Source organism: Ferrovum sp. JA12 (assembly GCF_001431705.1).
Taxonomy (GTDB): Bacteria; Pseudomonadota; Gammaproteobacteria; order Burkholderiales; family Ferrovaceae; genus PN-J185.
The window spans coordinates 883,435-905,968 of record NZ_LJWX01000001.1 but is presented as its reverse complement, the minus strand read 5'-3'; the positions used below and the strand labels follow the sequence as shown (position 1 = coordinate 905,968).

At 42.8% G+C, this 22,534-nt stretch carries 21 protein-coding genes; 8 read left to right on the top strand and 13 right to left on the bottom strand.

Features of this window, described 5'->3' with window-relative positions; genetic code table 11:
- Positions 1–5: 5 nt before the first annotated feature.
- From FERRO_RS04700 to gpmA, 3 genes are read right to left on the bottom strand one after another with little or no spacing between them, the layout of a single operon-like run.
- The gene (locus tag FERRO_RS04700) at positions 6–1,406 is read right to left on the bottom strand and encodes a S41 family peptidase (RefSeq protein WP_056929678.1); all 1,401 of its coding nucleotides are present in this window, start codon (positions 1,404–1,406) and stop codon (positions 6–8) included.
- A 19-nt stretch (positions 1,407–1,425) separates the two neighbouring features.
- On the bottom strand, positions 1,426–2,637 hold the full coding sequence (locus tag FERRO_RS04695; RefSeq protein WP_056929677.1) for a murein hydrolase activator EnvC family protein: 1,212 nt from the start codon (positions 2,635–2,637) through the stop codon (positions 1,426–1,428).
- Positions 2,638–3,387, bottom strand: coding sequence for a 2,3-diphosphoglycerate-dependent phosphoglycerate mutase (gene gpmA / locus FERRO_RS04690; protein ID WP_056929676.1), 750 nt, complete (start codon positions 3,385–3,387; stop codon positions 2,638–2,640).
- 122 nt (positions 3,388–3,509) lie between these two features.
- On the opposite strand from gpmA, the gene FERRO_RS04685 reads away from it, so the two are divergent.
- Genes FERRO_RS04685 through FERRO_RS04670 form a run of 4 tightly spaced genes read left to right on the top strand, consistent with a single transcriptional unit; the run spans position 3,510 to position 5,674 of the window.
- Complete coding sequence (locus tag FERRO_RS04685) at positions 3,510–3,929, top strand: rhodanese-like domain-containing protein (protein WP_056929675.1); 420 nt, start codon at positions 3,510–3,512, stop codon at positions 3,927–3,929.
- Between the two features lie 20 nt (positions 3,930–3,949).
- Positions 3,950–4,210 carry a glutaredoxin 3 gene (grxC, locus tag FERRO_RS04680; protein WP_056929674.1) on the top strand — a complete coding sequence of 87 codons (261 nt, stop codon included), beginning with the start codon at positions 3,950–3,952 and terminating at the stop codon, positions 4,208–4,210.
- Positions 4,211–4,220: 10 nt separating this feature from the next.
- Complete coding sequence (gene secB, locus FERRO_RS04675; RefSeq protein ID WP_056929673.1) at positions 4,221–4,688, top strand: protein-export chaperone SecB; 468 nt, start codon at positions 4,221–4,223, stop codon at positions 4,686–4,688.
- A gap of 2 nt (positions 4,689–4,690) precedes the next feature.
- Positions 4,691–5,674 carry an NAD(P)H-dependent glycerol-3-phosphate dehydrogenase gene (locus tag FERRO_RS04670; RefSeq protein ID WP_056929672.1) on the top strand — a complete coding sequence of 328 codons (984 nt, stop codon included), beginning with the start codon at positions 4,691–4,693 and terminating at the stop codon, positions 5,672–5,674.
- 3 nt (positions 5,675–5,677) lie between these two features.
- Here the strand turns inward: FERRO_RS04670 and trmL are convergent, their stop codons facing one another.
- Complete coding sequence (gene trmL / locus FERRO_RS04665) at positions 5,678–6,139, bottom strand: tRNA (uridine(34)/cytosine(34)/5-carboxymethylaminomethyluridine(34)-2'-O)-methyltransferase TrmL (protein WP_056929671.1); 462 nt, start codon at positions 6,137–6,139, stop codon at positions 5,678–5,680.
- Positions 6,140–6,295: 156 nt separating this feature from the next.
- On the opposite strand from trmL, the gene bioB reads away from it, so the two are divergent.
- Positions 6,296–7,288 carry a biotin synthase BioB gene (gene bioB, locus FERRO_RS04660; protein ID WP_152975698.1) on the top strand — a complete coding sequence of 331 codons (993 nt, stop codon included), beginning with the start codon at positions 6,296–6,298 and terminating at the stop codon, positions 7,286–7,288.
- 5 nt (positions 7,289–7,293) lie between these two features.
- On the top strand, positions 7,294–8,127 hold the full coding sequence (locus tag FERRO_RS04655) for a methyltransferase domain-containing protein (protein WP_056929669.1): 834 nt from the start codon (positions 7,294–7,296) through the stop codon (positions 8,125–8,127).
- A 9-nt stretch (positions 8,128–8,136) separates the two neighbouring features.
- Here the strand turns inward: FERRO_RS04655 and ppa are convergent, their stop codons facing one another.
- Positions 8,137–8,664: an inorganic diphosphatase gene (gene ppa, locus FERRO_RS04650; RefSeq protein ID WP_056929668.1), complete on the bottom strand. Its 528-nt coding sequence runs from the start codon at positions 8,662–8,664 to the stop codon at positions 8,137–8,139.
- A gap of 108 nt (positions 8,665–8,772) precedes the next feature.
- On the opposite strand from ppa, the gene FERRO_RS04645 reads away from it, so the two are divergent.
- Positions 8,773–10,002 (top strand): D-amino acid dehydrogenase, encoded by a 1,230-nt coding sequence (locus tag FERRO_RS04645; RefSeq protein ID WP_056929667.1) that lies wholly within the window; start codon positions 8,773–8,775, stop codon positions 10,000–10,002.
- 157 nt (positions 10,003–10,159) lie between these two features.
- Here the strand turns inward: FERRO_RS04645 and FERRO_RS04640 are convergent, their stop codons facing one another.
- The 3 genes from FERRO_RS04640 to phaR are packed head-to-tail and all read right to left on the bottom strand — an operon-like array spanning position 10,160 to position 13,345.
- On the bottom strand, positions 10,160–11,338 hold the full coding sequence (locus FERRO_RS04640; RefSeq protein WP_056929666.1) for an acetyl-CoA C-acyltransferase family protein: 1,179 nt from the start codon (positions 11,336–11,338) through the stop codon (positions 10,160–10,162).
- 29 nt (positions 11,339–11,367) lie between these two features.
- The gene (gene rimO, locus FERRO_RS04635; RefSeq protein ID WP_056929665.1) at positions 11,368–12,720 is read right to left on the bottom strand and encodes a 30S ribosomal protein S12 methylthiotransferase RimO; all 1,353 of its coding nucleotides are present in this window, start codon (positions 12,718–12,720) and stop codon (positions 11,368–11,370) included.
- Entirely contained in the window at positions 12,713–13,345 is a 633-nt protein-coding gene (gene phaR, locus FERRO_RS04630) for a polyhydroxyalkanoate synthesis repressor PhaR (protein WP_082601178.1), read from the bottom strand. Before phaR ends, rimO begins: the two co-directional genes overlap by 8 nt.
- A gap of 274 nt (positions 13,346–13,619) precedes the next feature.
- On the opposite strand from phaR, the gene FERRO_RS04625 reads away from it, so the two are divergent.
- Entirely contained in the window at positions 13,620–14,156 is a 537-nt protein-coding gene (locus tag FERRO_RS04625; RefSeq protein WP_056929664.1) for a phasin family protein, read from the top strand.
- Positions 14,157–14,238: 82 nt separating this feature from the next.
- Here FERRO_RS04625 and phbB read toward each other — a convergent pair whose 3' ends face one another.
- The 5 genes from phbB to FERRO_RS04600 form a co-directional block, all read right to left on the bottom strand.
- Complete coding sequence (gene phbB / locus FERRO_RS04620) at positions 14,239–14,982, bottom strand: acetoacetyl-CoA reductase (RefSeq protein ID WP_056929663.1); 744 nt, start codon at positions 14,980–14,982, stop codon at positions 14,239–14,241.
- Positions 14,983–15,049: 67 nt separating this feature from the next.
- Positions 15,050–16,816 (bottom strand): PHA/PHB synthase family protein, encoded by a 1,767-nt coding sequence (locus FERRO_RS04615; RefSeq protein WP_056929662.1) that lies wholly within the window; start codon positions 16,814–16,816, stop codon positions 15,050–15,052.
- A 146-nt stretch (positions 16,817–16,962) separates the two neighbouring features.
- A complete protein-coding gene (locus FERRO_RS04610; RefSeq protein WP_056929661.1) occupies positions 16,963–20,013 on the bottom strand; it encodes an efflux RND transporter permease subunit in 3,051 nt (1,016 codons plus the stop codon).
- Positions 20,013–21,017: an efflux RND transporter periplasmic adaptor subunit gene (locus FERRO_RS04605; protein WP_056929660.1), complete on the bottom strand. Its 1,005-nt coding sequence runs from the start codon at positions 21,015–21,017 to the stop codon at positions 20,013–20,015. The genes FERRO_RS04610 and FERRO_RS04605 overlap by 1 nt, the downstream gene beginning before the upstream one ends.
- On the bottom strand, positions 21,017–22,369 hold the full coding sequence (locus FERRO_RS04600; protein ID WP_056929659.1) for a TolC family protein: 1,353 nt from the start codon (positions 22,367–22,369) through the stop codon (positions 21,017–21,019). Before FERRO_RS04600 ends, FERRO_RS04605 begins: the two co-directional genes overlap by 1 nt.
- Positions 22,370–22,534 lie beyond the last annotated feature (165 nt).

Sequence of the window (22,534 nt, the reverse complement as noted above, 5' to 3'; positions counted from 1 at the left end):
AAATACTATCTTTTAGCGTTAGCATGTTGTTTCAAATAAGACAAGGCCTCTTCCAACTGAACATCTTTTTTGCCGTCTGTTTTAGCTGTCTTATTGGTTTTCTTACCCATTTGATGAATCTGATCCATCGTGGCTGGGACGTCCTTAGTTTTTGCCGTAACAACCGGTTTCTTGCCATCGTTAGGGTTAGCTAAGTGACCCTCAAGATCTGCCTCATGAAGACCAAAGGCCTCATCAATCACACCCGGTTCAGCCACAACCACGTCAGGAGCGATACCTTTTGCTTGAATGGAACGTCCGCTTGGGGTGAAATAGCGTGCCGTAGTTAGCTTTAATGCCGTGTTATTACCAAGGGGTAAAATGGTTTGTACAGAGCCTTTACCGAAGGTCTGCGTACCTATAATGGTTGCACGGTGCTGATCTTGCAGCGCCCCAGCAACAATTTCAGAGGCAGAAGCCGACCCACCGTTGACTAACACCACTAGAGGTACTTGTTGTGCAGCCTCTGGCTCACCTTCAATATAGTCTGGACTGTTGGCGGAAAGTAGGTAATTTTGTGGCGCAACCGTTAAGCGCATTTTTGCATCAGGAATGCGCCCTTCCGTGTACACCACTAAAGTATCCTTGGGCAAGAAAGAGGCAGCCACACCAACCGCCGCATTTAATAAGCCCCCCGGATTATTTCTTAAATCGAGGACGATACCTTTGACATGGCCTTTGTCTTTCTTGTACAGATCATCAATGGCTTTAGCCAAATCTTCACCGGTACGCTCTTGAAACTGGCTGATGCGAATGACCCCATAGCCTTTTTCAGGAGTAGTCATGGTAACGCTTTTGGTTTTAATGATATCTCTCACCAAAGTAAAAGTGAGAGGTTTGGGAGTGTTTTTACGCAACACGGTCAACACAATACTAGTGCCTGGTTTTCCGCGCATACGCTTCACTGCATCATTAAGCGTCATACCCTTAACGGCTGCATTATCAATTTTAAACACCAGGTCTCCTGTTTTAAGACCTGCTCTTGAGGCAGGAGAGTCATCAATAGGGGTCACCACTTTAACGAGACCATCATCCATGGTCACTTCAATACCCAAGCCACCAAACTCACCCTGAGTGCCTTGTTGCAGTTCTTTATAAGCCTCTTGATCCAAATAAGCTGAATGGGGGTCTAAGCCAGATACCATGCCAATGATGGCTTGTTTGAGTAACTGTTTATCATCAACAGGCTCCACATAATCAGATTTAATGCGTCCGTACACCTCAGTGAAAGCTTTCAGCTCATCGATTGGCAAGCCGTTACTAACTGAAGCGGAGCGATCCGCTACCGCAGAAAAATTCAGAGTTAGGGCGAAACCGATTAATGCACCCATTAATACTAACCCTACTTTTTTAAAATGACTCCCCATAACATTCCTCTTTATTTAATTAACGTCCTCCAACCCAACTCAATGGATCGAAAGGCTTACTTTGATATCGTAGTTCGAAGTATATCCCTGTTTGAGAATTACTGCCTGATCGACCACTGGTGGCGATGGTATCGCCCATCATCACCTCTTGCCCCAAACTCACCACTATAGACTGAGCATCACCATAGAGACTCATATATCCTGAACCATGATCAATGATGATTAAGTTTCCAAAACCACGCAACCAGTCAGCATACACTACACGACCTGTGGCCACCGCTTTGACAGGTTGCCCCTCTTTCGCCCTGATAAAAATACCATGCCAAGTTAAACCAGTATCTAAACGTGGACTACCAAATCGGTTACCAAGTTCCCCCACAAGGGGCAAATGTAAGTGGCCCTTTAACCGTTGAAAGACATCATTAGCCTCCGTTGGCGTGGGTAAAAGTGTATTTTTTCCTATATTTCCCTCAGGCAATGGCGAAGAATTCTGATTGTTATGCTGGATTTTTTTCCTGTGGAGCCTAGCGGAGCGTTGTTGTGCTTTTTTCTCTAACAATCTGACCAGTTGTGTTAAGGCCTTTTCATTTTTAATTAAATTATCTAATCGTTGCTGTTGTCCTTGCTCAGTTTTAGACAATTCTGCATACAACTGATCACGGGTCTTTTTCTGTTTCTCTAAAACCAGAGATTGTTGCTTGAAAGTTAATTCAACTTGTTTTAGCTCATCCACTTTAATTTTTTGTTGTTGTGCAATTTTTTCTAGGCGTGTTGCCCGAAATAAGGCTAGCCTAGCTGCCACATCTTGGTCTTGTGCCAGAGCCGATAAATATTCTAAACGCAACCAGAATTGAGGATCCGTTTGTACTTCTTCTTCCTTGGTCACAGATAGGGCATGTTCATAGCGCTGATTGATTAAAGCACCCAAATTTGATTGATGAACGCTTTGTTCTAAACTTGCCTGCTGAGTTTCTCGTTCTAAATCTGCGACGGTTTGCCTGAGTTGTGTTTCGCGCAACTGAAGCTGATAGCGTTTTTTTGCGCTGGCGTTGATGGCAGCTTCAAGCTGCCTGATTTGGTGTTGAACTACAGTTCGATTATGCTGGGTTTGATTGAGATCTTTTTTTAATTGATGTATTTGTTTTTGTACATGATTTAAATCATGTTTGGGGGTCGCTGTGGCTACCGATAGCCACAGCAAACCCATCATCAAACAAACAAGTCGTTTCATTTAAACTGTTGCTTTGCCCTGTGCTGCTACGGCATGCTGTTGTTTCATGACTTCCTGCGCATCACCAAGATAATAATGGGCGGTACCCATTAGTTCTTCATCCAACTCAATCACCAAAGGTATTCCTGTGGGGATATTAACTGAGACGATGCTGTTTTCGTCAATTCTCATCAGATGCTTAAACAAGGCCCGAATCGAGTTGCCATGGGCTACAATTAACACTTGCTTGCCGGCATGAATATCCGGAGCGATATCCGAATGCCAATAGGGAAGAACCCGTTTTACGGTATCTTGAAGACTCTCACCACGGGGAAAATGATCTCTAGATACATGAGCATAGCGTGGATCAACGATCTCGTAGCGTGCATCATTAATGGCTATCAAAGGAGGCGGAATATCATAACTGCGACGCCAAATGAGTACTTGATCCTCGCCGTATTTGTCAGCGGTCTCAGCTTTATTGAGCCCCTGTAGATCACCATAATGACGCTCGTTAAGGCGCCAATCCTTGGTTACTGGGATCCAAAGCCTATCCATCTCTTCAAGGGATAAACAAAGTGTTTTAATGGCGCGTTTAAGCAGTGATGTATAAGCTATATCCGGGAACAAATCAGCCTCTTTCATCAATTTCCCAGCTTGGCTTGCTTGTTTTAACCCAGCCTCTGTCAAGGGCACGTCGGCCCATCCTGTAAATCGATTTTCATCGTTCCACTGACTTTGTCCGTGGCGCAATAAGATGAGTTTCTTCATAAATGTGTTTAAATATTTAATAGTCAATATTATATTTTAACAGGTCAGCGATGAAGTTTAATCAAAAATTCATTGACGCTCTGGTAAAATAATCTTTTTTCAGACTAAGATAGGGACTCAAGTTGGAATTTATCACTTCACATCTTGCGCTAGTGGTTCTAGTTGCCGCCAGTGCAATCATGCTACTCTGGCCTGAAATTCAGTCGCTCCTTGGCCAACAAAACCAAATTAGCCCGCTCACAGCAACGCAATTAATTAATCAGAAACATGCTCTGATCCTGGATTGTCGTAAGCAACAGGACTTTGACCTAGGTCATATTCCTCAATCTAAACGCCTTGACCTCGACCAATTAGAGCAGCAGATTAAGGAGATGAAACGTTTTTCTTCTCGGCCGGTCATTATTATTCCAATGGCAGGCAGCGTTGCGTCAAAGGTTATTAACGCACTGAAAAATTCAGGGTTTACTGACATCCTTATTCTTAAGGGCGGTATTACTGCTTGGATTGAAGCCAGTTTACCTGTTAACAAAACAACTAGTTAACGAAAATTAAGGAGTTATCCATGAGTGATGTGTTGATGTACACCACGGGCTACTGCCCCTACTGTGTTATGGCAGAGCGCCTTCTTAAAAGTAAAGGGGTTGGCGCAATAAAGAAAATACAAATTGATGAAAACCCTGAGGAACGATCCCGCATGATGGAAGCCACTGGTCGCAGAACAGTTCCCCAGATTTTCATAGGAGCTACCCATGTTGGAGGCTACGACGATTTAGTTGCACTCGATAAATCAGGTAAATTAATGCCACTTTTACAAACCCAATAGGAAATTAACTATGTCAGACGCAATTGGACAACCTGTTTTTGCAGTGGAAAAATTTTACGTGGTGGATGCTTCACTTGAAATCCCCCATGCTCCACAGATTTTTTTAGAAAGAGACACCCCCCAGCTACAAGTCGAACTCACTAATCAGCATAACGCTTTGGAGACTGGGCTGTACCATACCACTGTTAAAGTTACCGTGACAGCCAAATTGAAAGAAAAGACCATGTTTTTGGTTGAGGCTACCCAAGGCGGAGTATTTCGCATCGAAAACCTTCCACAAGAGGATATGGATATTGTGCTGAATGTTACCTGTCCTAACATGCTATTCCCGTACCTGAGAGAAGTCATCTCTGATCTCGTGGTCCGCGCAGGCTTTCCTCCTGTGATTCTAAATCCAGTTAATTTTGAAGCGCTTTATCAGCAACGTAAAGCACAAAATACCCATTCTGAAGCAGATAGCGCACACGTTACTCAATAAAAGTGAAAGTCACTATTTTAGGGCATGGTGCGTGGGGAAGCGCTTTGGCAATTCATTTGTGCCAGAGCCACTCTACAACACTATGGGGAAGGGACCCTGACGCGCTTGAGAACATTCAGCGTGAGCGTGAAAACAAACTGTATTTACCAGGTATCCCTCTTCCCGATAACCTGATACTGAGCACCCACCTCAATGAAGCGCTTCTATCCGCTAAGCTTGTCATTATAGCGACCCCCATCGCTTCATTGAGATCTCTCCTTGAAGCAATCCATCCCCTCACCCAAGTTCCTATCATTTGGGCCTGTAAAGGTTTTGAGCCCAAAACCGGTTATCTCGCCCATCAAATTGGACTAGAGATATTGGGAGTTGATTATCCATGCGCCGTCCTCTCGGGACCCAGTTTTGCGCAAGAACTGGCCAAGGGTTTACCTACCGCAGTCACCCTCGCCGCAAAAAATATTGACTTAGCTCAAGAACTAATGCGAGAACTGCACCATCCCCGCTTGCGTTTGTATGCCAGCGAGGACATTGTTGGCGTAGAAATCGCCGGGGCCATGAAGAACATTATTGCAATTGCTGCGGGGTTAAGCGACGGTCTGCAACTAGGGCACAACGCGCGCGCAGCTCTCATTACCCGTGGACTTGCTGAAATCAGTCGTCTTGGGGTGGCTATGGGTGGTAAAAGTGAAACGTTTATGGGACTCTCAGGGTTGGGAGACCTTGTGTTAACTGCCACAGGACCACTCTCCCGTAACTACCGGGTGGGCAAACTATTAGCCGAAGGCCAACGTTTGGAAGCTATTCTAAAGAGCTTAGGCCACGTAGCAGAGGGAGTCGGGGCAGCGCTTGAAGTCATGAGGCTTGCTAACCAATATCATATTGATCTACCCATAAGCAGGATGGTTGAAGCCCTACTCAATGAGCAGATTACTCCTCAACAGGCGCTTTTATCACTGTTAAATAGAGAGCCCAAACGAGAAAGTTAGGGATTACGCGCCTCTAAAACCATTTTGACGCCATGCCTCGTAAACAATGACCGCTGCTGCATTAGCCAAGTTAAGACTACGGCTACTTGGCAACATCGGTAAACGAATTCTCATTGTTGGCGAAAATTGCTCCAATATGTCTGGCGGCAATCCCCGCGTTTCAGGCCCCATTAAAAACGCATCGTCTTTTAAAAATTGATGATCATGCATATGACCACTTCCTTTAGTGGTGAGAGCGAAGATACGTTGCCGAGGATGAGTGCTTAGGTAGGCTTGCCAATTGTCATACAAGGATAAGCTTGCAAATTCATGATAATCAAGTCCAGCTCGTTTTAATTGTTTATCATCCAATTGAAAACCAAGGGGTTTAATCAGGTGCAATTGTGTCCCTGTATTCGCACATAATCGAATAATATTCCCAGTGTTGGGAGGAATTTCTGGCTGAAAAAGAATTAAATTAAACATCTGTGTTGTGGCGACTCTTATGCTGAAACATTGAATTAAACCACTAAGCTTCCCTATGGGGCAACCCATATCTCATTGGACCACTCATCCGTCAACATGGACAAACCAAGAATAATTTGACAATATGTTAGATGTTTTTGCATAAAGATATAGATTATGACTCAGTTAGTTGATAACCCTGTGAGCTCAATCGGCCACGTTGCTTCACAAAACAAGATTCAAGAGCGCTTAGCCATTGAAGCTCTTTTTGAGCTTCCATTTAATGACCTACTCTTTCAAGCCCATACCGTGCATCGTCAGCACTTTGACGCCAATGGCGTGCAACTGTCCACTTTATTGTCCATCAAAACAGGTGGGTGCCCAGAAGATTGTGGCTATTGTCCTCAATCTATTCGTCACCCAACGCAAGTGGCTAACTCTGCCATACTAAGTGTGGAGGCAGTACGTGAGGCGGCACAACGGGCTAAAAATGCAGGAGCGAGCCGCTTTTGTATGGGCGCCGCATGGCGCTCACCTAAGGACAAAGATCTTGATCAAGTCATTGATATGATTATCGAAGTTCAACGACTAGGTCTTGAAACCTGCGCCACCTTAGGTATGTTAAAACCACATCAAGCAGAGAAGCTCAAAGCCGCCGGATTGGACTACTATAACCACAACATAGATAGCGCCCCGGAATTTTACGAAGAAATCATCAAAACCCGAGATTATCAAGATCGTATTGATACCCTTCAAGCAGTACGCCATGCAGGCTTACATGTATGCTGTGGTGGTATTGTGGGGATGGGTGAAACTAGAGCCATGCGCGCGGGTCTATTGCATGAATTAGCCAGTCTTACACCGCAACCCGAGTCCGTTCCAATCAATCTTCTGGTTCAAGTAGAGGGAACCCCCTTACATGGCATAGAGGAACTGGACCCTTTTGAGTTTATTCGAACTATTGCTGTGGCCAGAATTCTCATGCCTCACTCAAGAGTCAGGTTGTCTGCAGGACGGGAGCAATTGAGCGATGCTCATCAAGCGTTATGTTTTTTTGCTGGGGCAAACTCTATTTTTTATGGTGAAAAGTTACTGACCACTGGCAATCCTGACGTACTAAGAGACCAGGAGCTCTTCGCGCGCTTAGGACTGCACGCTGAAAATGCCTAATAGCCATGGCGGAAATGCGCTTTAGAAAGTCCGATCAGAGGCTAATTGATGCCCAACAATCTCTGAGTTGGAGTCAAGATATTGCACAACGTCTGATTGAGCATTTTGAATTCATTAACATCTCCCCCGCAATCATCGTTAATCTGGGTTCAGGACCTGGTTGGGGTAATCGCGAATTACTCACCCTCTTTCCTCAAGCTCAATTAATTAACGTAGATATGTCTTGGTTAATGTTAGAGTCCTGCAGAGGTCCCAAACACAATCTCTGGCAGCGCTTAACTCAAAAAAATACTCTGCATTACCTATGCTCCGATGCAGAGTACTTAGCTATTCAATCTAACAGTGTTGATGTGGTCTTCTGCCATCTTTTATTGCCTGTGGTGGAGGGCAACCAGGTCTTGCAAGAAGCAAAACGAATCCTCAAACCCAATGGCTTATTAATTTTTTCTAACTTTGGTCCTGATACCCTAAAAGAAATACCCAATCAAATAAAAACCCACCAGTTCTTACAACAACTGGTGGATATGCACGATGTGGGAGACGCGCTGATTAATCTTGGTTTTCAACATCCCGTTATGGATCGTGAAAATATTACGCTCACCTTCACCAATCATGATCTGTTAATTCACGATTTTTATACTTATTTGGGTTATGCCATGGAGCGGGTACAGAGCTTAAAAAGACCCACTCCTTGGCTAAGGGAGTTATTAAAACTTCAATATCAACAGAGATCAACCTTAGATGTCACCGTTGAAATCAACTATGGCCATGCTTGGAAGAAAGATATACCTAAAACAGCTGACGGGAGGCCAATCATCCCCATACAGGCCTCCGAATAAAGTTTTCCTCTATTTGGAGTAGTTCTTTATCCCAGCCAAGATCTCTGCTCTGGCAGCCTCAACGCCTTCCCACCCTTCCACTTTCACCCATTTACCGACCTCAAGATCCTTATAATGCTCGAAGAAGTGAGCGATTTGTTTTAATGTCAGAGCGGGAAGATCTGCAGGCTCTTGAATGGCATCATAAATATTACATAACTTAGTTACCGGTACAGCCAACAGTTTCGCATCCACCCCAGCCTCGTCAGTCATTTTCAACATACCAATGGGACGACAACGAACTACTACGCCAGTGATTAAAGGAATCGGAGTGATCACCAACACATCCACAGGATCTCCGTCTTCGGACAGAGTTTGAGGAATATAGCCATAATTACAAGGATAATGCATGGCGGTAGACATAAATCGATCGACGAACATGGCACCAGTTTCTTTATCTAGTTCATATTTAATAGGACTGCCATTCATTGGAATTTCAATGATGACATTAATATCATTAGGAACATCTTTACCTGCTGGTACACGATCTAAAATCATTATCAGTCTCCCCCTTCAAAAAAACATTCATTATAACGGACTCAGTCTTTTTAGTGTTTGCTACAATAATAGATTAAACAAAGCTAATAACCCATTGATATTAATAATATGAGTCGTACCTCATCAATTATTGTTGTTGGAGCAGGGATTGTGGGAGTCCATACAGCTTGGTATCTGCAACAGGCTGGTTTTACTGTGACACTTGTGGATCACAACACTGCCCCAGCACAAGAAACCTCCTTTGCCAATGGTTCACAACTCTCCTATGGACATGTGGAGCCTTGGGCTTCTAAAGACACTTACCCCCAGATCTTTCGCGCGTTATGGGACGAGACATCTCCTATTTTGTTTCGCTTAAGGTGGGACCTCGCCCAATGGCGCTGGGCCTTTTCCTTTTTGCGTGAAGGTACGACGCAACGATATCATCATAACTTGAAACAGTTGCTGAAACTCGCCATGCGTTCCCGCGAGGCACATCTTGAACTACAACAAACATTACACATTGATTATGCTGAGCAAAACAAAGGAATTATCCATCTTTATGCGACGCAAGAAGCCTATCGCCTGGGGATCCATCACGCAGAGGTGATCAATGACCTAGGCTATGCTCGCTATCCCTTGAGTGTATCGGAGTTGTTTCACCTTGAACCTGCGTTAGAGCACAGTCCAACACCGATTTTTGGTGCCACCTACTGTCCTCAAGATGCTTCAGGGGATGCCAGAGCCTGGGCGCAGGCTCTATGTCAGGACTTTATAACAAAGGGCGGTAAGTTTCTAACTCAATCAACTGTTCAGTCTTTTGTTCGTGGCAGAGGACGTATCCAAGGAATTGTTCTTGAAAACCAAGAACAATTAGAGGCTGGGCGGGTTATTTTATGTACAGGAATCAGGACTATATCTCTTATTAAACCCCTGGGTTTGTCGGTGTCCATCTACCCAGTTAAGGGATATTCCATTACCCTACCTATCACCGATCCCTCTGTCATCCCTCACATCAGTTTAACCGATGATCAAGGTAAGATAGTCATGTCACGCTTAGGTAATTATTTGAGGGTTGCTGGTACCGCGGAATTTATTGGTTGGGATGATACATTAAATAACAAGCGCGTTGATTCTCTGGTGCGGCGTTGTCAAGCATACTTTCCTAAGGGATTAGATTTTAGTCAACTCAACGCGTGGACAGGATTGCGACCTGTAACGCCCTCTGGATACCCTTATATTGGTGAGTCTAAATTACCTGGGCTTTATTTTAATACCGGTCACGGAACTTTAGGCTGGACGCTAAGTGCTGGTAGCGCCAAAATCATTACCGAGCAAATCCTTCGAGAGCCTCTTTAGTCAAAATTGATGATCCTTTCCCCTCCTGAACGAGAAGAGTGGTAGGGCAATTTATGTTTAAAATCAACGTGAGAGCGACTTCAGTGGCCCCTTCAAAGAATAAAATCCCGGCCAATGTGTATTGGTCGAGATTTTATTCATGCACTCTTTTTAGGGACTAGAGTCTTTCAAAAATAGCAGCAATACCCTGTCCACCACCAATACACATAGTCACTAACGCATATTTACCGTTAATACGTTGTAATTCATACAGTGCTTTAGTGGTTAAAAAGGCTCCCGTGCAACCAATCGGGTGACCCAAAGCAATAGCCCCCCCATTAGGGTTGGTTTTTTGCGGGTCTAACCCCAATCCTTTCATGACACTTAGAGCTTGCGCTGCAAAGGCCTCATTGGATTCAATGACATCCATTTGATCCAAACGAAGTCCTGCCTTCTTTAAGGCACCTTGAGTGGCAGGAATAGGTCCCTCACCCATAATATGACTGGGTACTCCAGCCACAGCATAAGAGACCAATCGTGCCATGGGGGTTAGGTTAGAACGCTGAGCCGCTGTTGCCTCAGCGAGCACTAAAAAGGATGCGCCATCATTAATACCAGAAGCATTACCGGCGGTGACTGAGCCATCTTTTTTAAAAGCCGGTTTCATGGCGGCTAACTTTTCAAGGGAAGTACTTCTTGGATGTTCATCGGTATCAAATACTACATCGCCTTTTTTAGATTTAATAGTAATCGGTACAATTTGTGATGTAAAACGTCCCTCAGCAATGGCTTTAGCCGCTCTATTTTGAGATTCAAGAGCAAAAGCATCTTGTTCTTCACGGGAAATATTCCATTTTGTGGCAACGTTCTCAGCAGTAATTCCCATATGTCCTACACCAAAGGGATCCGTGAGTGCGGCCACCATCATATCCAGCATTTGCGTATCGCCCATGCGTGCACCAAAACGCATGGCTGGAGATAAATAACCGCCAGCAGACATCACCTCAACCCCACCCCCTACGCCAAACTCTGCGTCACCTAACATGATACTTTGGGCCGTGGATACAATGGCCTGTAAACCAGAACCACATAAACGATTCACTGCAAAGGCCGTGGAGTCCATGGACATTCCCGCTTCAATGCAAGTTACTCGTGCTTGATAGGGAAAACGATAATGGGTAGGAATGGTGTTACCTACGGTGGCATAAGTGATGTGTTGTGGGTCAATTTTGGCACGACTGATTGCCTCTTTTAAGACTATCCCTCCTAACACCCCCGGTTCAAACCCTGACAGTGACCCAGCAAACGCTCCAATTGCTGAACGAGCAGCACTTAATACAACAACCTCTTTAGTCATTTCCCCTCTCCTCATGGTAATTGAACGAACTATTCTACTTTTCTCGCAATACAGTCATACTCTTTTGTATCCTCAATCAACACGTGGGTTAATTGTCCTACCTTGAGCGCCTCGTGAGGATGGATAAAAACCAATCCATCAATTTCCGGAGCATCACTGGCGCTTCGTGCAATCGCCCAATCCTCCCCAACCTCATCGACTAGCACTTGTCGTCTTTTGCCTATCCAGGATCTTAAACGTTGCTCACTGATTTCCTGTTGCAAGCTCATCAATCTTTCTTGGCGCTCTAACTTAATTTCATCAGCAATAAATTGTCCAATATTGTTGGCAGCTGCCCCCTCCACAGGAGAATAGGTAAAACATCCCACACGGTCCAATTGTGCTGCCTTCAAGAAAGACAATAGGTCATTAAACTGCGCCTCAGTTTCCCCAGGAAACCCGACGATAAAGGTACTCCTGAGGGTGAGCTCTGGCGCAATTTTTCTCCAGGAATGAATACGATCTAGGGTTTTTTCAATATCTCCAGGACGTTTCATGGCTTTGAGTATCTCTGGATTGGCATGTTGCAAGGGAATATCCAGATAAGGCAATATTTTACCCGAAGCCATCAAGGGAATGAGTTCATCCACATGGGGGTAGGGATAGACATAATGCAATCTCACCCACACCCCTAGCTCACCTAAGGCTTCACATAATTCAGTAATACGGGTTTTTCTAGGGCGACCATTCCAAAAACCAGTTCGATATTTTATATCAACACCATAAGCGCTGGTATCTTGAGAGATAACCAATAGCTCTTTCACGCCGGCTTTAACTAAGTTTTCAGCTTCTTGCATCACCTCATGAATGGGACGACTGACCAAATCCCCCCGTAAAGATGGAATGATACAAAAGGTACATCGGTGATTGCATCCTTCACTTATTTTTAAATAGGCGTAATGATTAGGCGTTAGCTTAATTCCCTGTGGAGGCACTAAATCCATGAACGGATCATGCACAGCGGGTAAACTTTGATGGATAGCCTCCATGACGGCTTGTTTATCATGGGGACCTGTCACAGCCAGAACACCGGGGTGAGCTTGCCTGATTTTTTCTTGATTCGCTCCTAAGCATCCCGTCACAATAACTCGACCATTTTGCTCAAGGGCTTCACCAATGGCCTCCAGGGATTCATCAATAGCCGAATCAATAAATCCGCAGGTATTCACCACAACAATATCAGCTTCTTGATAACTGCCAGAGATTTGATATCCTTCAGCGCGCAATTGCGTTAAGATTTGCTCTGAATCAACGAGAGCTTTAGGGCAACCCAGTGAAACAAAACCCACCTTCGGGTTCTTAGGGACGCTACTTGGATTACTCCCAAACGTGGGGTTACTCATGATGTTTATCTGAGGTAAAGTGAGTGGAATGGTCCTTGGGCTCTGGCTCTACTTCATCCTGGGGGGTTAAGGGTTCCTTAAAACCTGGCGGATTAAAGGGAAATGGAGACGCACCAAAGATAGTCTGTGCCTGTTTTTGCATTTGATTTTGCATATCCACAAACATATTTGTTGTTTGTTCTAAATAATTGCCCATTAACCCTTGAATAGCCGGCGCTTGAGCATTCAAAAATTGCTGCCATATCTCATTACCCACGGCAGTCTTATTAGGATCTTTAAATTGCAGGGATTGATCTTGAACCTTCTTTTGTAATTCCACAAAAGCTTTCATTCCTTGCTCAAAGTAATTCCCCATGAATCCTTGCATCGTATTGCCGTAAGAGCGAATCATCTGCGATAACATGTCTGCAGTAAAAAAAGGAGAGACACCCGACTCTTCTTCTAAAATAATTTGCATTAAGACACTACGTGTTAAATCTTGATTGGTTCTTGCATCGAGTACTTGAAATTCAGCCTGATCAATAACAAGTTGTTTTATCTCTGTCAGGGTTATGTAACTGCTGGTTTCTGTATCGTAGAGCCGACGATTAGGATACTTCTTTATTAATCTTACAATTTGCGTCATAACAAGCCTCAAAAATGTTGCAAAACGTCAAAAAAATGTTGCGTTACACAAAAAGCATGATAATATGGTATCAAATTAATCAAGTTTTGTTTGTATTAATCAATATATTCGTGACTATTAATTCACTTATATAAAAAATATTTTTTGTTGCGTTGCAAAAAAAACATTGACAACGTAATTGACATTAGGTAAATTAACAATTGTGCGGTGCACAATATGGTGTACCGACCTAATTCATATTAACAAAGAACATTTTTTGAATAGGAGTAACACCATGTTTAACGCAAACGAACACTACACTGAGTTTAACAAATCTATGCTTAACTCTGCACTACAAATGGCTAAAATTTCTATGGACACCGTAGAGCGTCTTATGGGTTTAAATCTTGAAGCCGGTAAAGAAAACTTTGCCCACATAAGCGATACCTTGAAAAATTTAGGTGAAGCCCGTGACGCCCAAGCGTTAACCACTGTTCGCAACCAGATTAATGAAAAACTAGTTGAAAAATCAACTGGTTATGCACGTAGCATTTATGATGTAACCACCAACGCACAAGCTCAAATTAGCGCTTTGGTAGAGAACCATATTGCCAGTTTAAACCAATCTTTAACTAGCAATATCGATAAAGCAGTGAAATCTGCTCCTGCCGGTGCTGACGTAGCCATTGCTGCATTGAAATCTTCCGTGGCCGCAACCACTGCAGCCCTAGACGGAGTGACTAAAACAGCAAAGCAAGTTGCAAGTTTCACTGATGCTAGTATCAAAGCCACTGTTGACGCAGCCAGCGCTGCCATTAAACCAGTTGCTTAAAGGCTCCTCCTCCTTTATTCGAAAGGTTCCCTTTCAATAAAGGCTTAACCCGCAAGGACTCGTTTCTTGCGGGTTTTTTTATTTAAAACATGTGTTGGCCGCCATTAATTGAAATATTAGCTCCAGTAATAAACGCCGCCTCATTTGAAGCCAAATAAACGATCAACCCTGCTACTTCTTCAGGCTTACCTAATCGCCCCACAGGAATTTGGGGAAGAATTTTTGCTTCAAGAATTTCCGCTGGAATAGCAGTGACCATTTTGGTACCAATATAACCAGGAGAGATTGTATTCACAGTTACCCCTTTACGGGCAACCTCAAGAGCCAAGGACTTGGTAAAACCATGCATTCCAGCCTTGGCTGCAGCATAGTTCGTTTGCCCGAAGGCGCCTTTTTGGCCATTCACAGAAGAAACATTGATAATACGTCCCCAGCCTCGTTCAACCATGCCATCCACAAAGGGTTTGGTCATGTTAAAAACACTGTTCAAATTAGTATTAATCACCGCATCCCAATCAACTTTAGTCATTTTCTTAAAAGTCATATCGCGGGTGATCCCTGCATTATTCACCAATACATCTACAGGTCCTACCTCCGACTCAATCTTTGCCGCCATGTTAGCGCAATCCTCAGCGTCAGAGACATCCACAGGGTAGCCATGAAAATGGTAGCCTTTGTCGCTCATGGCCTGAAGCCAAACCTTTGAAGTAGTGTTCGAGTGGGAGTATGTGGTGATAACTCTATAACCAAGCTCTGCCAGTTTAACGCAAATAGACTCCCCTAAGCCGCCCATCCCGCCAGTAACTAAAACCAACCTTTGACTCATGTTGTCTCCTCTCCTTTATTGATGCGATGACTAATTTTAATTAATTATTGTTATTATACAAAAGCCCCTAGTTTTTTTCTTTTACGTACTGACCAGGCGCCTCCTCGATACTCACATACTCACTATTACCAAGCGCTAATGAAGCGGGTACCTTAGGCTCTCGATGTTGCAGGTGTAACCATTCAATCCAATGCCACCACCAACTACCCTTTTTCTCCACGGCCGTTTCAAACCAATGTTGCGCCCCCATTGATGTTTCGCCATCTATCCAGTAATTACGTTTATTTTTTTTAGCAGAGTTTATGGTTCCGGCGATGTGACCACTTGCCCCTAATACAAACTCTTTTTTTCCACCCAATAAATTAATCGATGAGAAGGCCGTATTCCAAGGAACAATATGATCTTCCTTGGCCGCAAAAATGTAGGTAGGGTAATTAATAACCCCCAGATCAATGGACTCCCCACACAGGGTTAAGGCATTAGGAATACGCAACTGGTTTTCCAAATAAAAATGTCTCAAATACCAAGCAAACATTGGGCCCGGCAAATTAGTCCCATCACTGTTCCAAAATAACAAATCAAAAGCCGGTGGCGTCTCCCCCTTCAAATAATTATTGACCACATAGGGCCAAATCAAATCATTAGGTCGTAAACTTGAAAAGGCCATGGCCAGTTCCTTACCGGATACAAGTCCACCTGAGCATAATTGCTTCTCACGGCTTTCTACAAAATTACGATCGATATACATGCCAATATCCCCAACATCACTGTAATCCAGCAAAGTGGTTAAGAAAGTCAGGCTAGCAATAGGTAATTTTTCTTTTTTCTGAAAAGCCGCCACAGCGGTAGCAAGCAACGCTCCGCCAATACAAAAACCCAATATATCCATGGTGTCACATTGGCTAATGGATTGAACGACTTTGATTGCTTGAATAATACCATCTTCAATATAGTCATCCCAACGCAACTGTTCTTGCTCAATCGAGATATTTTTCCAGGAAAGCATAAAAACCGTATGCCCTTGCCCCACCACAAAACGCACAAAAGAGTTATCTTCTCCCAAATCCATAATATAAAATTTATTAATACAGGGCGGAATGATTAGAATAGGTCGCTGGTACACCTCTTGCTCTACGGGACAATACTGAATTAGCTGAAACAAGTGGTTTTGAAAAACCACCGCTCCTGGTGTTGTGGCAATATTTTTTCCCACCTCAAAGACAGACTCATCGGTCATGGTGATATGACCTTTTTCTATGTCTTGAAGAAGATTTTCAAAACCCTTACGCAGACTCTCCCCTCCGGTCTCAACAGCCTTCATCAATACTTCGGGATTCGTGGCAGAAAAGTTACTGGGCGAGAGGGCATCCACAAATTGTTGGGTAAAAAAAGTTAGCTTCTCTTTAGTAGTCTCGTCAACACTAATGGACGTCACCACTTCCTTTAGCCATTGAGAGGTCAGCAAGTATGACTGACGGTAATAGTCAAACAATAAATTATCGTGCCAAAACGGAGAAGCAAAACGTTTGTCTTTCTCGGCACTAGCTTCTATTACATTAGATTTACTCTCTCCTGTAGCCGCTTTTTCGGCCATATTAATCCACAAAGCCAATTGATGTTGATAATAACGGGACTGTAATTCTTGCCACAGAGGAAGATCCTGAAGTACGGCCTCATTGAATTTGATCAACAAAGCCTCATATTCCTCTGGTTTGTATCCAGCAAGCAAATTACCAACATTTTCCGCCATCTTATAATTGGCATCAGTGAGTACAGAAGTGAGTTTCTGAACAGAGTCCGTGTGCATGACTGGCGTTTCAGAGTCGTTATTCATAGAGAATATAGTAAAGTTATTGTCAAACTAGATTAACTCTTGTATTAGGTAAATACAAGAGTATTAAAAAAACAATTTGCTCTTTCTTAGCAATAAAAAGTATCAATAAAATTAAATGCTTAAATTTTCTTAAGAAGAATCATTTATTACTTTTTAAATTTAATAAAACGCCATGACTGGTTACTCAGTTTATAATAAATGACCGGCATCACAAACAAAACCAAAGGTATTTGTACTATTAAGCCAGAGACGATAGCAATGGCTAAGGGTTGCTGCATAGCCGCTCCTTGCCCAATTGCCAATGCCAAGGGAAGCAAGGTAATAATAGCCGCCATGGTAGTCATGACGATAGGCCGCATACGATTCTTGCCAGATTGAATCAAGACCTCAACATCATCACTGATTGTTAAACTTTGAAACTCTGTAAAAAACAAAATTGCCACTTCAGTAATAATGCCTACGATCATCGTCATACCCATCATGGCTGAAATATTAAACTCCACATGAGTTACCCATAACCCGATAAAAATCGCAGGAATAGCCGCTATGGGCATAAGCAATATAGACAAGGCAATCTTGAAATTCTCGTACAAAAAAACCAGTAATAAAAAGACCAGCGCCAAGGCTGAGATAAATACAATTAACAATCCATGAAAGGCAATTTGCTGTTGCTGATATAAACCACCCAACTCATAATAAGACCCCTTGGAAAACAAATTAGATTGAACCAGTTTCTTTTGCACATCCTGCATCACAGAACCTAAATCACGGCCATTAATGCGTGCCGTAACCGCTACCATTTGTTTAAAGTTTTCTCTTTGAATCTGAGGTTGCCCTGATAAAACTTTAATTGTGGCAATGCGACTTAATGGAAAGATATGACCATCTTGAGATTTTATGAGTAATTGTTTAAGCAGATACTCGTTACTCCGGAGATTTTGCGGGAGCCACACACGAATCCCCACCATTTTCAACTCGGTTTGTACTGAGGTCACCACAACTCCTGTCATATAGTCAGAGAGTATTTGGTTAACACTCAGAGGATCCATTTTTTCGAATGCGGCCTTAACCGGATCGATATTGATTTGTAGCGCATCGCCTGCCGGGTTGATCCCGTTTTTAATGTCCACAATACCAGGTACGCTCTTAATAAGTTGGCTCACCTCTACTGCAGTTTGAAGTAAACTCTCTTGATTATTATCAAATATTTTAATCTCCACGGGTTGTGGTACGGAAGTTAAATCACCAATTCTATCTTCCATCAATTGCGCAAATTCCACCGTGACACCTGGGACCTTTTGTGTGATGTGTTGGCGTAAGGTCTCCATCACCTGATTAATAGGATCCCTAGATCCAGATTTTAAGCGTACAAAAAAATCGCCTTGATAGGACTCTGTGATCCACCCCCCCATTTGCGTTCCTGTACGATGAGAAAAAGTTAATACATTGGGATTGTCTTTAATGATAGCCTCAACCTGATTTCCAAGACGTACAGATTCTGTGAGAGAAGTACCGGGCTCCGTTCTGATGTCAATTGTAAATCCTCCCTCATCGGTCTCTGGCATGAATCCTGAACCCGTGGCGTAATAGCCAATGCCCCCTAAAACAAACAAAGGAACTAAAAAAACAGCTAGCTGCAGTGGTTGGCGTAGAAAACGTGTTAACCAATATTCATACTTTTGGTACACAACAGAGAACCCGTCATGTTGCTGCTCTGCTTGCGCATCTTCGGTCGTTAATAAAAAGTTACTAATAAGAGGAATAACTAACCATGTTATTAGAAACGATATCACCAAGCTCGCCGCCATGGTTAAAGAAAGCGCTTTAAAGAAAGCCCCTGTGACACCGTCCAAAAAAGTCAGCGGAATAAAAATGATCACCGTGGCCGAAGAAGATCCTACCAACGGCAAAGTAAACTCTCGCGCTGCCTGCATGATCGTAGCAGAATGGTTCCCAGAATGATCTCGTAAGCGACGCATAATGTGCTCAATCATCACAATAGCATCATCAATAATAAGACCCACAGCCGCGGCCATCCCTCCTAGCGTCATGATATTAAAAGTCATACCAAAAATGGCTAGAATCGTCACGGTGGAGGCCAACACTGCTGGCACCACCACTATAGCAATTAAAGTTATTTTATAGTTTCTTAAAAATAAAAATAGGACTCCTGCCGCCAACACAACGCCAATCAGTATTGCATCACGAACACTCACTGCAGAATCAATCACCAACTGACTTTGATCGTACCAATTAGCAAGCTTAATATGTCCCTGAAATTTGAATGTATCTAATTTTTGTCGAATGTCTTGTTCAATGGAGACCGTATTGGCATCTGGCTGCTGAAAGATATTAATTAATACAGCATCTTTACCATCAGCATTTACCCTGATCCACTGAGGAACCGTGCTGTCTGTCACGTTGGCCACTTCATCAACAGTAATGAAGCCATTTTTTCCGCTACGAATGATGGTATGTTTGATTTTATTAATATCGGACAAACGATTATCGGTAACAGTGAGGTACAACTTATAATGATCTTCAATTTTTCCAACTGCCGTGATGACGTTATTGGCATTGATGGCATTCATCACATCATTGATCGTTAAGCCATAGGCCAATAATTTGGCAGGCTTAATTGTTACATGAAATTCTTCTTGTGTTCCGCCTGTAATCTGAATCCGGGAAACACCTTCAACCGAGGATAAGAGAGGCTTTAATTGATACTCAGCAACTTCTCGCAACTTTGTTAACGTTTCAGAGTTCGAAGTGAGACTATAAGAGATAATGGGAAACACGGTGGTATCCATGCGTCTCACTAACATAGTAGTCCCCTTGGGCAGGGTAGACATAATTCTAGAAATGGCGGCGTTGGTTTCTAGAGTAGCATTGGCCATATCTGTCTTCCAGGGGAAATATACCGAAACCTGGGCTTCCCCTCGAGTGGTTTTAGAGCGAACATCTCTGACATGGGGAACTAAGCGAATGGCCTCCTCAACTGGCTTTGTGACCTGGAAAATCATTTGTTCAGCAGTCATGTCTCCTGAACTAACAGAAATTTCAACGCGTGGAAAATCAATATTAGGAAATAATGCAACAGGTAATTTGATTGAATTATAGATGCCAGAAATCACCAGCAAAAGAATTAAAAATAATAATGAGCGTTGATGCCTTTGAATCCATAAATCTATACGCATTATTGATTAACCTTTACTGCCATGCCATCTTTTAACTCATAGTTTCCTAAAACAACCACTGGTAAGTCTTTATTAAATGATCCTTCTATAGTAGTAATGTCATCATATTCTTTAGCTACAACATTAACTCTTTTAGCGTGATGATCAATGACCTGAAAAATATAGTATCCTTGGCTATCAAGGAGCACTGCAGAACGCGGGACTTGCCATTTTTTCCCCAAGCCAATTTCAATCACCCCTTGCATTCTCATACCAGGGGATACATGAGTATCTTTTAAATCACTGTAAACACTCACCAATCCCGTGTTTTGATCAACCATACCCGTAATAAATTGTATGTGCCCGTTAATCACTACCCCCGGATCAAAAACCGAAGATATATGCACTGGCAACCCCACACTCACTGAGGAGATGAGCTCTGGAATCACGCCCATCTGAAAATACAGTCCCTTGTTGACAACCAGTGATATAGCAGCTTGCGCTGGCTGAACCCGCATCCCAGGCTCCACTTGTACTAGAGTTACCACGCCATCAATAGGAGAGCGGACCGTATCATGGGCAATATTATTTCCCAACTTTATTTCCGCATTAAGACTACTTTGCGCATCAAACATGTTTTTTCTAGCTGTCATTAATTGGCTATTCGTAGCAAGATTTGCTTGATACATTCTTTCTACTCTTTGTAATTCTTTTTTAACTGTATTAAGTTGTAACTCTGCTTGTTGATAGTTTTTTAATACCGTTGCTGCCGTGGTGAGCTCATAAAGAAGATCATCTTTTTTTACCTTCTTGCCCACAAATACATACACCTTACTAACCTGCCCTGGACGTGGAATATTCATATTAAGTTGCGAATTAGGAAGAGCTGTAATGGAACCATAACCTGATAACTGATAACTCATATCAGCGTAACGAATCGGTTCCGTTTTAACCCAGGCAGTTCCCGCTTCCTCGGCGTTAGCAAACATCGCCCAAAAAAGCCATGTCATAATCATTAAACGCATCACTTTTCCACCCAATTTGATAAAGGTTCACCTATCAGCATTGATAGCTGTATATTTTGCTCAAGTAAGACTTGCTTGATTATCTCTAATTCTATTTTTTTATCCAGTTCGTTAATACTTAATTGCCCGTATGACGGGATATCTAAATCTTGACGCTGAAAGGCTGATTGTCCACCTACCGACAACACGGAAAGAGTGTGCAGTGAATCAGTCATCAACGGAATTTGTTGTTGTAACAAAGCTAAATCATGGGATAAACGATGCACATCACTAAAGGCCATATTTAACCGATTTTGGTATTCATCGTATAGCTGCTGACGGGTGGCTTTGGCAATAGCAACGTTACCTTGGTTACGATTAAATATCGGTAATGAGATCGATAAATCAAAGCCATTATAATTAACAGCGCCATTATCTCTTAGTTTCGTAAAGCCAAAGTTAATGGAAGGGAATTGTGACAGAATCGCTTCTCGCAAACGATAATCTTGCGCCTCATAACCCTTTTGTAGCGCCAGCAAATCCGGTCTGATACGGGTCACTTGATCTAATTGATTTTTTATATGATCTGCTGCCAAAACTGGTAAGGTTAAGTCATTCGTCAATTGCAATTTTGTCTCTGGGGGTAACCCTAATAGTTGATTCAGTAAATAACGATCCTGCATAATGACTCTTTGCAGTTCAAGACGTTGCTTAGCTGTCTCTTTAAGTAATAAGGTATTGACCGCAGTTGCGCTTAACTCTACATCTTTTCTTAACAGCGCCTGTTGCTGCGCTTCTTCAATTTGCTTTAGAATCGCTTCTTTTTTATTTAGCCATACCAATATGGTTTCATTAGTACAAATTTTCTCAAACAGCACTTGAACCTGTGACAACACTAACCATTCTTGCCAGAGCAAATCTAAATCAGCCTTTTGTGCGGTACTATGGGAATCATGTAGCACCGTGGAATGAGTAATTAGTGCAGAAATATTATAAAAAATACCGTACTCCGAGGCCATGGAATTCGATCCAACCCCTCCATTAATCGGGGCTTGAGGATAGAGAATCAAGGTGGGGTCGGGTAACAGACCCGCTTGAAAAGCCTGCGCTTTAGTAACTCCAGCAGCGTCCCTGGCCAGTTGCAATCCCGGGTTATGGGTCACAGCCACGGCAGCCACCTCAAGTACATTCAATCCATCATTAGGATTAAAAATAAAGGGACCCGAAGTCTGAGTCAAAAGACGTAAATCAGAACTCTCAAGACGATTTATATTTTGAGGCCAAAGCGGTTTATCTGGTAACGGCTGACTCTCATAGGTAGCGCATCCGGATACAAGTAAGACTACAGAAAAAACTATGGCTTTAACGTTCATTAGTCATATCAACGAGATAATTGGAGCGTAGATTTTAACTATCACAGCTTAAAGTTCACTTAAAACAAAAAACAACTATGGCTCTTATTTTTATTTAATATAGTCACATAGTTTTAAGTTAAGTTAATTTACTATGTTAATCTAATATTGGTTAAAGAATTATTA